Annotated in this window: 9 protein-coding genes; 3 read left to right on the top strand and 6 right to left on the bottom strand. The window is 39.9% G+C overall.

Annotated features, from left to right (window positions below; all coding sequences use genetic code 11):
* The first annotated feature begins 80 nt into the window (after positions 1-80).
* Entirely contained in the window at positions 81-3,335 is a 3,255-nt protein-coding gene (locus DK924_RS11155) for a glycoside hydrolase family 88 protein (RefSeq protein WP_258306460.1), read from the top strand.
* Positions 3,336-3,393: 58 nt separating this feature from the next.
* Here the strand turns inward: DK924_RS11155 and DK924_RS11150 are convergent, their stop codons facing one another.
* On the bottom strand, positions 3,394-4,422 hold the full coding sequence (locus DK924_RS11150) for a family 43 glycosylhydrolase (protein ID WP_109875189.1): 1,029 nt from the start codon (positions 4,420-4,422) through the stop codon (positions 3,394-3,396).
* Positions 4,423-4,526: 104 nt separating this feature from the next.
* Between DK924_RS11150 and DK924_RS11145 the strand changes: the two genes are divergently transcribed.
* On the top strand, positions 4,527-5,537 hold the full coding sequence (locus tag DK924_RS11145) for an arabinan endo-1,5-alpha-L-arabinosidase (RefSeq protein WP_109875188.1): 1,011 nt from the start codon (positions 4,527-4,529) through the stop codon (positions 5,535-5,537).
* 96 nt (positions 5,538-5,633) lie between these two features.
* Here DK924_RS11145 and DK924_RS11140 read toward each other — a convergent pair whose 3' ends face one another.
* From DK924_RS11140 to DK924_RS11120, 5 genes are all read right to left on the bottom strand, one after another.
* Positions 5,634-6,068: an FKBP-type peptidyl-prolyl cis-trans isomerase gene (locus DK924_RS11140; RefSeq protein WP_109875187.1), complete on the bottom strand. Its 435-nt coding sequence runs from the start codon at positions 6,066-6,068 to the stop codon at positions 5,634-5,636.
* Between the two features lie 10 nt (positions 6,069-6,078).
* The gene (locus DK924_RS11135) at positions 6,079-8,529 is read right to left on the bottom strand and encodes a glycoside hydrolase family 127 protein (protein ID WP_109875186.1); all 2,451 of its coding nucleotides are present in this window, start codon (positions 8,527-8,529) and stop codon (positions 6,079-6,081) included.
* A 22-nt stretch (positions 8,530-8,551) separates the two neighbouring features.
* Complete coding sequence (locus DK924_RS11130; RefSeq protein ID WP_010389190.1) at positions 8,552-9,496, bottom strand: glycoside hydrolase family 43 protein; 945 nt, start codon at positions 9,494-9,496, stop codon at positions 8,552-8,554.
* A 14-nt stretch (positions 9,497-9,510) separates the two neighbouring features.
* Entirely contained in the window at positions 9,511-10,848 is a 1,338-nt protein-coding gene (locus DK924_RS11125) for an MFS transporter (protein ID WP_109875185.1), read from the bottom strand.
* Between the two features lie 287 nt (positions 10,849-11,135).
* Positions 11,136-13,943 (bottom strand): TonB-dependent receptor, encoded by a 2,808-nt coding sequence (locus DK924_RS11120; RefSeq protein WP_109875184.1) that lies wholly within the window; start codon positions 13,941-13,943, stop codon positions 11,136-11,138.
* Positions 13,944-14,345: 402 nt separating this feature from the next.
* Between DK924_RS11120 and DK924_RS11115 the strand changes: the two genes are divergently transcribed.
* Positions 14,346-15,305 (top strand): glycoside hydrolase family 43 protein, encoded by a 960-nt coding sequence (locus tag DK924_RS11115; protein WP_054201310.1) that lies wholly within the window; start codon positions 14,346-14,348, stop codon positions 15,303-15,305.
* Positions 15,306-15,575: the final 270 nt, after the last annotated feature.

Here is a 15,575-nt window from a genome sequence, read left to right as displayed (position 1 = left end):
CCTTTTTTGCATACAGATAAGGACTCTCATTAATGAGGCAAGGTAGCTTCCTCTCGTGTTGTTAGCCTCAGTGCAAATTAATGAACAATCATAAAGAGGTGATGATGAACACTCTGCTTAAAATTGCATCTATAAGTTCTCTAGTATTACTCAGTAGCTGCTCCTCAATAATGCCCCAAAAAAGCGTAGAAGCACGCTTTGTTCCTGAGCGTATGGACGACTTTGCATTTGAAAATGACAAGGTTGCATTTCGCGTTTATGGGCCTGCTTTAAAAGATTCGGTAGAAAATAGTGGCACTGACTGCTGGCTTAAACGCGTTGATTACCCAATTATTAATAAATGGTATGAAGGAGAACGAGAAGGTATCTCTTATCATGCAGATCATGGTGAAGGTTACGACCCTTATCATGTTGGTAATTCATTAGGCTGCGGCTCAATGGCCTTATGGGATGAAAATGCCGATAAGAGCGACAGACTGATACAGCCCAATGTGTATACTGATTATTCAATAATAGAAAAAACCGCTGATAAAGTCGTTTTTGAGCTCACTTACCAGTATACCGATCAAGACATCACCGAGAAAAAACGCTACACACTGGAAAAAGGTAGCCAATTTTATAAAGTACAAAGTCAATTTACACACAATGGTAAACCCATACAGCTTAAAGTTGCTGTGGGGGTCACTACCCATGATGGTAAAGCACAGACACATGTCAACTCTGAAGGTGATGCAATAACAACATGGGAAACTATTGATGGCAGCCAAGTAGGCACATCTGTTTTATTGCCTAAATTTACCCACACTCACTATATTTTACAACAAAGTGATAAGAAAGATCGCTCGCATGCTCTGCTTGTTGCGCAGACGAATAAAGCGGGTGAAATTACCTATTATGGAGGGTTTGCTTGGTCTAAAGCGGGTGACATAACAACCTTCAAACAATGGCAAGATTATGCGAGTAACTATTTAGCCAAAGATAAAAACACACAAGTAACCGCAGAATCTGTAAAGTCACTAACGAAAAAAGTAGCAGACTGGCAAATTGCAAATTTTGCAGAAGAAGGTAAATACCGCGCACTACCACGCAAACCACCCCAGTGGATGAATCGCGAACAATATCATGATTTAGAGTGGCATCATGGTGCCCTTTACGCGGGTATGAACGAATGGCGTAAAATTGCTGATGATGATAAATATACAAACTTTTTAATGGAAATTGGTGAGCGAAATGACTGGGCTCTACACCAACGCCCTTATCATGCCGATGATCACACGGTAGGTCAATTTTATCTGTCTTTATACGAAGACTTCCATCAGCCAAAAATGCTCGAACCCACCCGTAAGCAATTTGACTGGATTTTGGCTCACCCAAAAACCGGCACTCTTGATTGGCTTGCTGAAAATACCCATGCCCATGATCGTTGGGGCTGGTGTGATGCATTATTTATGGCACCGCCTGTATGGGCACGTTTAGCTAAAATTACCGGTGAAGAAAAGTATTTAGACTTTATGCACCAAGAGTATAAAGCAACATACGACCTATTGTGGAGTAAGAAAGGTCAGCTATTTTGGCGTGATTCTAGTTTCTTTGATAAACACGAAAAAAATGGCGAAGACGTTTTTTGGGCTCGTGGCAATGGCTGGGTATTTGGTGGATTAGCACTGATGATTCCGGACTTACCAGTGACTTGGGAAAAACGTGACTTTTACATTAATTTATATAAAAAGATGGCCGCACGTTTAATTGAAATACAACGTGACGATGGCACATGGTCTATGGGTTTACTTGGTGGTACACAAGGTTATCCCATCAAAGAAACCAGTGGTACATCATTCTACGCATTTGGTTTAGTATGGGGTATCAATAATGGCTACCTTGATAAAGAAACGTATCGCCCTGCATTAATGAAAGCATGGCGTGCGATTTCAGGTTCAGTTACCGATGATGGCATGCTCGCCTTCGTACAACCTGTGGGAGCAGCTCCTGGAGATTCATTTCCAGATTACACTGAAGTGTATGGTGTTGGGGCATTTTTAGCAGCCGGTAGTGAAGTGTATAAACTACTTGAAGATGAAAAACCAAAAAAACACGTCGCTCACAATACAATTCAAACGTTAATGCATAATGCAGGGTGGTGTTGGTTTCAAGATCCCCGTGCCATTATCCAAAACGGTAAATTAATTATCGGTAGCGTTGCTGGCAATGGTGTGGGTGACGCTGCGGTAGGTGTCTACGACCTTGATAAAAAGCAACTACTCGGTCGTACCACATTAAAAACTAAATTTGACCATGATGATCATAACTCACCGGTTTTTTATGCGCGTCCTGATGGCAGTGTATTAAGCGTTTACGCACGTCATAATAGTGAAAAAGTACATTACTACCGTATTTCAAAATCTGACAACTTTTTAAATTGGGGTGAAGAGAAAACCATACAAAGTCCTGCCAACGTAACCTACATGAACTTGTACGACCTATCCGACGAAGGAACACTCTATAACCTTTATCGCGGTATTGATTGGAATCCAACGTACGTTACATCAAAAGATGATGGTGCCACTTGGAGCGATGAGCATGTACATCTTATTCAAAATGAAGTCCCAGGCGTGCAAAGACCGTATGCACGCTATGCAGGGAATGGCAAAGACACCATAGGTTTGTCATTCACTGATGCCCACCCTCGCGACTTTGGTAACAGCATTTATTATTCTGAGTTTAGAAAAGGTAATTTCTATAACGTGGATGGCACATTAATTAAAAACCTGAAAAAGGATGGGCCATTAAAACCATCTGAAGCAGAGAAATTATTTCAAGGTGGCGGCGGCAACTTCCGTGGCGTTGATTTAAGTGTTGAAAAAAGTGCATGGACAAGCTCGGTGGCTTTTGATGATAAAGGCTACCCACACGTTGCTTATACTTATTACTTAAATAATCTAGATCAGCGCTATCGTATTGCATCTTGGGATGGCAAAAAATGGCATGACCGTGAAGTTGCGTTTGCAGGAAGCCGCTTATATGACCGTGAGGCCAGTTATACAGGCTTAATCACTGTGGATCCTAGCGACCCTACTCATGTGGTTATTTCAAGTAATGTGAATCCGACTACGAGTGAGTCTTTAGCAATGCCGCATCAAATATTTAGCGCACACATTGGGCTTGATGATGATACTAAAAGTATTCAATGGGAACAGTTAACGCATGATAAAAACAATGAAAATTTACGCCCTATGATAGTCAATTCCGACAAACATAAAGTCATTATGTGGTTACAAGGACAATATAATAGCTGGACTGACTACTACTTAGACGCTGTTGGGATTGTGGTTGAGTAATCAGCCCTAGTTCATTAAAAAGGAGCAACAGGCTCCTTTTTTATTATCAGCTCTATAGTTAGTCCGGAAACTCTGGCGAAAGAATAGGAAATCCTTGGTCATCCCACTTTATTATACGCGCTCGCGCATGGCGATTTGGATCTGTTAACGGTGTTCCTTTAAGCTCTTTATAATCACGGCTGTGGTAAATTAATAAGTCTGTAACACCGTCCTCTGCTTTTACAAAACTATTGTGACCTGGACCAAAGCGCCCTACTTTTTCGTTACTAGCAAAAATTGGCTGCTGCCTCTTATGCCAGCTTGCTGGGTCGAGTAAGTCAGCATCTGCATCGGCCCATAACAAGCCCATTGCATATCGATGATCAGTCGCACTGGCAGAATACGTAAGTAGTACTTTTCCCTCACGGATCATCACTGCGGCTCCTTCATTTACCTTATAGCCTTGCACTTCCCAGTCTAGGGTAGGCTCTGATATTGCTACAATTGGCTCTTTTATCGATGTTGGAGAGTCCATTTGTGCAACCCACAATGCAGAGTTATACGTTGCGGGTTGGTTTTGCTGTGCCCACACTAAGTAGCGTTTGCCATTATGGCTAAATGTTGTAGCGTCCAATGAAAAGCTATCGAGGTGTGTTTTTAACTGCCCCATTTCTTGCCACTGCCCGTTCATCGGGTTTTTACTGTCATTTTTAAGCACAAACATACGAATACTAAACGGCTTTTCTACATCGCCCGCTGCGAAGTGAATGTACCAACTGCCGTCAACCTTATGAAGCTCTGGTGCCCAAATATTGGTACTCATTGGGCCTTTTTCATTTTTATGCCAAATAACTTTTGGTTCAGCTAGCTTCAAGTCATTAAGTCTACAAGCTTGACGTAATTCAATTTCGTCAAACTTAGGGGATGTACCAATAAAGGTATAACAACCGGTTTTTTCATCGCGGACCAACCAAGGATCAGCGCGCTGCAAAACAATCGGGTTATCAATTGGCATTAATGTTGGGCTATTATTTGCCTCTGCAACACTGTAAAAGCATGACATACTAAGTACGCTTACCATTGCAGTGGCAATCAGATTCTTGGCCATGGTATTTCCTATTTTTATAGTTTAATTTCCATTGTTAATATTGTATTACTTATATTATAGTAGCTGAATAAGTGTAATGAATAAAATAAAAAAGGTAGGCAACTATGAAACACGCAAAAAAGTTCGCTCATACATGTAAACTGCTCGGTGCAAGTACATTACTTTGTTTAGCAAGTAATACCATGGCTAAACAAGTTGAAGTACACGACCCTGTAATGACTAAAGAAGGCGATACCTATTACGTCTTTAGCACGGGTATGGGCATCACATATTACGAATCAAAAGACCTGAAAAATTGGCAGCTTACCGGGCGTGTATTTAAGGATGAGCCAAGCTGGGCAAAACGCATTGCCAGTGACTTTGGTGGCCACCTTTGGGCGCCGGATGTATACCAAAAAGATGGCAAATTTTATCTTTATTATTCTGTGTCTGCGTTTGGTAAAAACACCTCTGCAATTGGTGTAACGGTTAACGAAACTCTAGACCCTAAATCACCAAATTATAAGTGGATAGATCATGGTATAGTTATACAGTCTGTGCCTGAGCGTGATAACTGGAATGCGATTGACCCTGCAATTGTTGAAGATGGCAATGGTACACCATGGATGAGCTTTGGTTCGTTTTGGGGCGGCCTTAAGTTAGTTAAACTTGACGATGACATGGTAAGACTTGCTCAACCGCAAGAATGGCATAGCATTTCAGCACGCCCTAACACTGAACACGGGCCTGTAGAAGCACCGTATATCTTTAAAAAGAATGATTATTACTACTTATTTGTGTCGTTTGATAAATGCTGCCAAGGTTTAGACAGCACTTACAATGTCCGTGTAGGGCGCAGTAAAAACGTAGAAGGCCCATACCTTGATAAAGAAGGCCGTGACTTAAATAATGGCGGTGGTTCGCTGGTGATCGAAGGTAATAAAGACTGGGTAGCGCTTGGTCATAATGCTGCTTATACCTTTGACGGTAAAGATTACTTAGTACTTCATGCTTACGAAACGGCTGATAACGGTTTACAAAAATTACGAATTCTACCGATGACTTGGGACGATAACTGGCCTGTGGTTGATAGTAGCGATCTAAACAAGCGCACCACTAAGCTGATTGAGAAGTAACACTTAAGAACAGCCACTAAAAGCCTGCATTTTTTGCAGGTTTTTAGTTTTGATATATCGCATTCTCAACACAAAAATTACTGCTTTATCTCGAGATTACTCTTTAAAATCAATGAGTTTAATATCCATAAAAATAAGCTGTTCACTACTGGCCGCTAAAGATTCATTCAGTGCCACACTGTAAATATCGTAGGCAAGATGCGGTAAAATTAATAACTCATAACGGCTGCCTTTAGGCATCAGCATGAGTGCTTCTTGCAAACCTTCTATCGCTTCTGCTATTTCATACTCAGCCACTTGCTCAATTTGCCGCGTATCATAAAGCACATGCCCTGTTGCAGTCATCACGCGTTGCTGCACCTTAACAGTGGCATCCCATGAAGGTGGTTCGCCACTGCCAAGTTCAATAATACGATACATTAATCCCGAGCCAGTTACATGCACTTCGGGCTGTGTTATGTATTGCTCTGCGAGCGGGTAACGCCGAACACTCACTTTAGAATGCACATCGTCATAATGCTGTAAACTCATACTCGTCCTGCTACTTATTATTAATTAAGCGAATACCGTAAATACCACCAGCAACCGATCCTTTTATTGCACTAAAGCGCAGTGTTAATGAGCTAGCTTTTTTCATTTCATCAGTTAATGGATAATCAATGCTGTAAAATTCTGCATCAGTTTGCTTAGCGGGTAAGCTGACTTTTGCCAACACCTCACCATTAATAGTGATGGTAAACTTACGGCCTACATCAGCATTAAAATAACGAATACGCAGTGCCACTGCTTGCTGTTCTGGGTTGGCTAATGTGTATTCAAACCAACCTGTTGCATCACGCCAATGATGGCCGTTATTAACACCTGTACGGGTATTTTCACCTTTAAAGTCATGCTCAACTTCAGGCTGTTGCTCGCCCGGTGTTATTTGGTCAACGGTCAATAATCGTAATTGCTCTTTTGCTTGTTCAGCAGCTTTTGAATCTTTCACGAACTGAGTAAATTCGGCTTCACTTTGCTGCGGCCAATAAACTTGATAGCGACTATCATGAAGTCTAAAGAACGGAATTAACTGAGTTGTTTGTGTACTCCCTATACCCTGCTGGGCTATTGCGACATTTTTATCTGTGGTAAATGCAAGTTCAGCGCTAGGCGCTCGCTTTAAATCAGCAATAAACTGCTCAGGTTCACTGAGCATGATAGGAAGTGCTTCGGATGGACAGGTAGGCCCTGCTGCAATATGACCCATGCGGCTGTTGTCTGCCACAAAATTCAACTGCTCGTTTTTAAACGCTTGTACTTTGGTTGCCATTACCACAGGACCATACAATACCGCATAGTAACCTTGGCCATCCGGCAGTTGCTCTGTGTACAGCTTTGGCGCTAAAGTAAAAGTTAATTTGTCGCCATCATGCCAATCATGTTTTATTGCGTAATACCCCTGCTCTGCAATGGCATTTATAGGTTTGCCATTAAGCTTAAACTGTAAATCCCCCGTGATCCAACTTGGTTTACGAATATGCAGCTGCGCTGATGAGTTATGTTTTTTATCTAATGTGTTAATCACTAAGGTTATATTATTAGCATCCGGAAAATGGCTTTGTTGAGTTACTTTTAAGTCCTGTTGCTGCCAATCAAGCGTACTTGGAATAAATAGATTTACCCATAAGTTATCGTCATTTTTACTGTAGATCAGCTCACCGTATTTACTATGATTTTCGATACCCGAACCGACACAACACCACATTGAATCTTGTACCGATGAATACATACGATAGTGCCCAGGACGCATCGGCGTAAAGTACACAAGCCCACCGTGCTCAGGATGTTGCGACGATAAAATATGGTTATAGGTTGCGCGCTCGTAGTATTCTAAATAGCGAGTGTCCGCGGTTTTCAGAAACAGCAGCTTGCTGAGTTTCATCATGTTGTACGTGTTACAGGTTTCCGGGCCTTCAACATCTTCAACCATCGCGGTAAAGTCTTTTTTGTCGTGAAAATGCTCACGTACACTGTTACCACCAATAGCCACTGAGCGCTCTTTAGTCACTGTTTGCCAAAAATAATCTGCGCCTTGTTGCCACGCTTCATCATCACTGGCCTCAGCGACCTTCAACATACCAATAATTTTTGGAATTTGGGTATTAGCATGTAAGCCAGTTAGCTTATCTTGTTTTTTTAACAGCGGATCGACAATGCTATGGTGAGTAAATTGACGTGCTAGTTTTAAGTAACGTTTATCATTACCGATAGTAGCCATATCAGCAAATACCGCATTTAAACCACCGTATTCTGAATATAGCATCTGTTGAATTTGTTCATCGCTTAACTTAGAGGTTAAGTTTAAAAACCATTCGCCTAAATTAAACAGCATTGTTTTTGCTTGTTCACTGCCTGCAATCAAATAAGCATCACGCAGACCATGAAAAATTTTGTCTATGTTATAAAGTGGCACCCAACGATCATTTAAACTAAATAAATCGGCTTTAATATTACCATCATGAATTTGTTGCCACATTACTTGACCATCTGGTATGCCTCCTAAATAACCGTCATTAACCTGTTGTGCGCGTTGTAGCTCATTTAACATGTAATCTAAACGGTGCTTTAGTTCTTCATCGCCAGTTGCAGCCCACGCAAGGCTTAACGCCGATAAATAATGACCGCCAATGTGACCATCAAGTCCCGAGTCTTCCCAATTACCATAAGATGACGCTTTGGGCTCGATACCAGCTTCACGTAAGTAAGGGGCTAATAATTGATCTGGGTGCAATGCCAATAAATAACGAACGTTAGTTTGCTGGGCATGTAAAAACGGGCTTGCACTTAAGCTAACTTGCTCAAGTGCAAAAAGTTGTTGTGGTGTGCTCTGTGTATGATGCGTATTAACAGTTTTATCATCTGTATTTGGGTGTTCGCTGCAAGCCGATAACAACATTACCGCAAGTGAAAAACTAATAACGTGTGGTAATTTTTTTGCTGCTAAATCAAACATACACAGAGTCCTTTTGTTATTTTTATTGTTCGCCAGGTTTACCAAAAACAGGCATACCGTTATCATCCCAATTTAATGATTTTGTGAAGGTATGACGATCTGGGTTCCACAGTGGGTCACCTTCAATTTCAGTATATTGACGACAGTGATAAACCAGTACGTCATTACCATTTTCATCTTGCGTAAAACTGTTATGCCCGGGGCCAAACATCGACTTAGGCTCATTACTACGAAATACCGGCTCTTGTACTTTAGTCCAGCTATTTATATCTAATAAATCACTATCTAGGTCCGCATATAGCAAGCCCATAGCATAGTTTTCATCGGTGGCACTGGCTGAATACGTTAAGAATATTTTACCGTTACGTTTAAGTACGTTAGGGCCTTCATTCACCCAAAAACCAATTATTTCCCAATCAAGTTCAGGGATGGTTAAACGCGTGATTTCGCCAGAGATCTCTATTGGTGATGACATTTTTGCCAAGTACAGATTTGAGTTACCTTTTACACCCGGTTCTTTTTGTGCCCAACAATAATAAAGCTCATCATTATGATAAAAAGTCGTGGCATCTAAACAAAAAGTATCCCATGGGGTTTCAATTTGACCGCAAAACTGCCACTCACCCTCAATCGGATCCGCATCTTTACAGCTAATTGCATACATACGGTGTTGAAATAAATCGTGCTTAATTTCACGACTCGGTGCTGCGGCAAAATAAACATACCAAGCGCCATCATTAAAATGGATCTCAGGTGCCCAAATAAGCTCCGAGTACGGACCTGTTTGTGGCTTCATCCAGACCATTTTTGGTGTTGCCGTTGCAAGTCCTTCAAGCGTCTTTGCACGACGTAGTTCAATGCCATCATAGGCAGGAACAGACGCGGTAAAATAATAATAACCATCTGTGTGCTTATGAATATATGGGTCAGCACGTTGTGGGATCAAAGGCTTAGGTAAAGTTGACATAAATGCTCCTAAAATTATTCTGGTAACCGTTGGTTTTTAACCATGTCGGTATAATATTGATCTGTAATTTTGTATTTCTTTAATATAAAGCCCAGCAATGCATGAAATACTCCTGGAATAACAGTCAGCATTAAAGCAAGACCCATCAAGGTGAATTCTGTTTGCTCAACATTTGGTTTGTATTCAAAAAATGCTAATAGTAAACCACCGGCAAGACCTGCTAACCCGCCACCCGCTTTTTGGCAAAATGAGATGCCACCAAACGATAATCCTGAGGCACGTACACCGTCTTTAATTTCACCATAATCAACGGCTTCAGCTATGGCTGACCAAAACACGGGGGCGTGTAAATCAACCACAAAGGAAAGAATAATGTATAAAAAGAAGGCAAGATATACATCTCCAGGTTGCACAGCAAAATACATTACAACAGATATGAATAACACCGCGATTTGTGATTGACGAAATAGCTTCATTTTGCAATAGCGTTGGGTGATCCATGTACTAGCGATCATAGATACAATTGATGCGGCAATACCAGCACTGGTAAACGCTCCAGCAAGACTTGGTTCACCTAAATAATAAGTTGCATAATACATAGCGACACTGCCACGAATTGCGTAACCTAAAGTACCGAGCACGCATGCAGCACATAATAATAACCACTGATCGTTTTTCAATAATGTTTTAAATTGTGTTGCGATGCTTTCTGTCTGAGGTTCATGAGTAATACGTTCACGAGTAGTAAAAAAACAAAATAGAAACAATGCTACACCACAAGTGGACACTAAAATCATTGCCAGTTTATAACCATGAGCAATATCGCCACCGCCCCACAAAGACGCTAGTAAGGGAACTGAAAACACAATAACTACATTCGCTATTTTGGCAAAAAACATTCGGTATCCGTTTGCGGATAATCGCTCTTTTGGATCTGCGGTTAATACACCGATATATGAAATATAAGGAATAGCCACACCAGTAAACATTAAGGTGGCAAATAAATAGGTAAGATAAGCCCACAGCAACTTCATGTTGTAATCAAAATCTGGCGTGGTAAATAGTAGAACGATTGAAATCCCATAGGGCACAGATAAAAATAAGAACCAATGGCGGAACTGCCCCCAGCGTGTTTTTACTTTATCGGTAATCACGCCCATTAATGGGTCAGTAAACGCATCAACAAAACGTGCAACTAAAAATAAAATCCCCATATCAACAGGGTCAAGACCATAAATGTCGGTGTAGAAAAACGACATAAAATAAAATAATGCAGCAACCATAACGTTTACTGCCATATCACCGGCACCAAAACCGACTTTTTCAACAACTGATAACTTTTGATTTTCCATACAACTACCTGATTTTTAAAATATGTTATATAAAGCAACATATTTAAAAAAGAAAAAAGACCATCATTATTAATATGTTATACAAGTATCGAATCTAATTTCGATTGCAAAGCATTGTGATGTTCATTGAATTCGTTATTTTTGTAAACTTAATGCTAACAATATAAATAGTATTATCATACTAATTAGCATGCAACTATTTTCGTAAAGATATGGTGGGAATTAAACGTACTACCTTCACAATAAAAAAGCCTCAGGTAGTCTGAGGCTTTAATTTAAGTAGATTATTAGAAAGAGTAACGCACACCTAATGCAAACGTGCGGCTATATAGTGCATTATTTGAATTATGAGTAGTTGGGTACTCGTAATAACTTTGATACGTCTCTTGTGTTAAGTTAGTACCATCAAATGTCACCATCAGATCTTCTGTAACATCATAGCTTATCTGAAAATCTAAGCTCTTCTCAGGGCTACGGTATATACCCAGCGGGTTAGCAAACTGTGCTGCCTCGTAACTATTTAAGAAATCATCACGCCATAGATAGGCCAAACGTATATCAAAGTCTTCACGTTCATAAATGAGAACTGTTGAGTAAGATAATTCAGACACACCAAACATATCACGCGAATCTGTACCAACTAACTCACCTACATCATTATACTTTGGTAAGTCTTGTTTTGAATCAAGTAGGGTAGCACTCGCTTGAACACCTGCACCCATTAACCAATCAGGCAAGTTGTCAGGGAAATACACAAGACCTAATTCTAAACCATTCAATGTTCCATTTGACGAATTATCTGGTTGAGTAAGGATATAATCCTCAGGTTCAGTCTCATCTGGGCCTTGATATTGAATAATACGGTTAGAGCCGTAAACAAACCCTTCAATATCGCGCTTAAATAATGTCCCATAGAGTGAACTTGCTTCTGCAAAATACCACTCTAATGTTAAATCATAGTTTTTCGATTCAACGGGCTCTATACTTGGATTTCCCCCATTTGCAGTTCCATAACCAATATCCGTTACATCTTCAGTATAATATATAAACGAATTTAGCTGTGAAAACTCAGGGCGACGAATAGTCTGAGTGTAGGCTGCACGGGCAAGTAAATCCTCGCTTAAATGGTAACGGACAACAAAGCTAGGTAACCAAGCCGATGAACTATTTTCTGCCGAACTAACAGCGGTAGGGTTTTGATCAATATCAAAGAAGGTCATATCTACTTTAGCATTTTCGTAGCGAAGACCTACTTGGCCATCAATTTCACGACCAAATAATGTGCTTGAAAAATTACCTTGAATATAAGCCGCGTAAGACTTCTCCTCAACATCGAATGTTTTTTCTAGTAATAAACTTTCAGGTTTTATGCCGTATAGTTCACGGAAATAGCCACGATTAGCATGAATATAGTGACCACTTGGTGCAACCCAAGATGATGGCCAGTTTGCTTTGCTATCAAAAAAATCTTCATTTACTGAAGCTAAACTCTCGTCCAGTGATGAAAAGGATTGCCCAAGAATATCTACGTCAAATCTAGATTCTCGTGACGCTTCTGAAGCCCCTTTACTATCGTACTTAATACCAAAGTTCACTTCATCAAAACCATAAGTATTGACAAACAGTTCACCATCTAATGTAAACGTTAATGAATCACCTTTGCGATTACCACCATTATCATACAGTTGAGCAACATTCCATTGAGAGGTATCGGTTAAATCAGCTTCATTAGCGGATGTCGCAGGGTTATCTAAGTATTCTAGTCCCGGCATGCCATCCTTATCATTGAAATCAACATTTAAACCATAGGCAACACGTTCACTTCGCATTGCTAAAAACTCAGTTTCAAACTTACTATTCTGATAATAAACTTCAGAAGACAAATTAAAGTTATCATTAATAGTCCATTCTCCACCTAATGCAAACACGTAGCTGTCTGTTTGACTTACAGTTAAATCACCACTATTGAAGCCATAGGGCACATCAACATAACGCTCTTTTATAACATTAGTGCCATCAAACGTTACTGGTGGAGCCATGGTGTCAGCCTGCCCCCAAAAATCGACAAAAGTAAAACTAAGTGAATTAAATGATTCATTGCGGAAACCATTATAAAATGCTTCAAATGTATATTGTGAGTCGCTATTAGGGCGCCATTGCAATGAAAGGTTAGCTGCTGGGCGTTCACGCTTACCAGTTAAGTCATTAGAAAAAACGGCATCGCGTGACAGATAATATTCAGTTGGCACACCATTAACATCAAGCGTTGAGCCAGATTGATATGGTAAGCCATTCTCGAGCCCTGGTTGCCAAATAGGGTTTTCACTTACACGCCCATCTTTAACCTGAATTCGTTCGAACGGCGCAAACCCTGTAGCCGGATTAAGAGTCATAAATGGTACCATTGCACCTGCGGCCATATTTTGGTCACGATAATTTGTTTCAGCATATGAGAGGTTGATCAACGCACCAAACTCCCCCATGCTTGACTCCCAGCGGTTACTCGCCAGTGCAGATAAAATTGGATCAACATCTTCTACTTGGTCTTGGTAAACTCCCCGAGCAGAAACAACTACTTTTGAACCATCAAAGTTAAATGGACGCTGAGTTTTGATATCAATTTGACCTGCAATACCACTACCTACTTGCGAAGCGGAACGCGTTTTGAATACATCAACACTTTCTAATAAAGCTGCTGGAATATCTGCAAGCGCTACATTACGACCTGAAGCTGTAAATACTTGTCGACCATTGACCGTTGTTGTCACGTCCGTCAAACCTCGGATAGATACTGTGTTTACCTCGCCAGCACCACGGTCGGTAACCTGTATGCCTGTTACCCGTTGTAGCGCCTCAACAACGTTGTTATCTGGAAACTTACCTATATCTTCGGCAACAATCGCATCAACAACTTGTAATGACTGTCGCTTAATGTTCAAACCTTTATTTAAACTTCCACGTATTCCCGATACCTCAATAACCTCTATTGCATCGGCATCTACTTTTTGAGCTTGTGTTTGCTCTTGTTGTGCATAGGCAAATTGAGTCGATATTGCCATTAAAATTGCGCTAGCTATGTGTGTTCTTTTTAACATTAGCGGTGCTCTCCAAATTATAGTTATATTGACAGATTAATTAGGTGCTTCTGTCTCTGGTTTACCACTTCAATATGCTTGTTGTCAGTTGAGAATATTGATTTGTGTATTGTGTTGATATGTTAATTAATTGCTGCCTCAATTTAATAGTATTGTATGATTATTTAACAGTCAATATAATTTTTGAATTAAAAATAAGCAGCATAAAACTAATTCCCCCATTAGCTACATTTAGATTTAAAAGGCAAAGCACTGATAATAATGAATTTAAAATAAAAACTAGATAGCACTCTATATTTTCACAATGAAAATATAATAATACAAATTATTGACTTTTGTTATTATACTTGTAATTTTTAAAGCATCTTTTGTTCACTACATTACTACCCATGGGGAGAACTAATGTTTAATTTAAAATACCTTACTGTGCCTTTATTACTTTCGAGTAGCTTGGCTATTGCACAAAATCCACTTTTCAAAGATATATTTACTGCTGATCCTGCTGCACTTGTACACAACAACACGGTTTATCTTTATACTGGCCACGATGAAGCTCCTAACAACGATGTTTTTTTTGAAATGCATGACTGGCTCGCATTTTCCTCAACCGATATGATGAATTGGAAAAAACACGGCCCAATTATGAAAGCTACTGACTTTAAATGGGCGAAAGGAGAGGCATGGGCATCGCATATGATCGAGCGCAACGGTACCTTTTATTTTTTCACCACTGTGCGCCATGATGATACTAAACCCGGTTTTGCTATTGGTGTTGCAACCTCAAAGTCACCCACAGGCCCATTTAAAGATGCTATCGGTCACGCTCTTGTTACCGATGACATGACTAAACACACTCCTAATGATTGGGATGATATTGATCCGGCTATCTATGAAGAAGAGAACGGTGATACCTACCTATTTTTTGGCAACTTAATACCTAAATATGTAAAACTTAGTGATGACTTACTTCATCTCGATGGTGAAATTAAAACCATTGATTTACCAAACTTTACCGAAGCACTGTGGGTTCATAAGAAAGATGAATACTATTATGTTTCTTATGCATGCGAGTTCCCTGAAAAAATCTGTTATGCCATGAGTAAAAGTGTTCATGGTCCATGGGAATATAAAGGCATTTTAAATGAAATTGCAGGAAACAGTGAAACTAATCATCAGTCAATTATAGAATTTAAAGGTAAAAGTTACTTTATTTATCACACTGGTGCAGTACCACCAAAAGACGGTAAGCCCAGTGGCGGACGCTTTCGCCGCTCGGTGGCAATAGACCCGCTATATTACAATAAAGATGGTTCATTAAAACGCGTAATAATGACATCCGAAGGGATTGAAAGCCAAAACTAGCTAGCACATAACTCGTGTAGGAGCATTTTTAAACCATAAATGCTCCTCACTTAAATCTGTCAGCATCAAAATCTTCAACTATTTAAAAATAACATCATAAAATAACCCTTGTATCTATTTTATGTTAACCACTGCTTTCTTTAGTCAGCTAAATATTTATCCAACCCACCTAAAAAAAATAAAATAATTTATAAATTAACAAGTTAGACACGTAACGAAATTAACAAGAAATTTACTCATGTAATAAACTTGCACAGTTTGAATTGTACT

The organism is Pseudoalteromonas sp. meg-B1, from assembly GCF_003173795.1.
GTDB lineage: Bacteria > Pseudomonadota > Gammaproteobacteria > Enterobacterales > Alteromonadaceae > Pseudoalteromonas > Pseudoalteromonas undina.
This window is presented reverse-complemented; position numbering and strand designations above follow the sequence as displayed.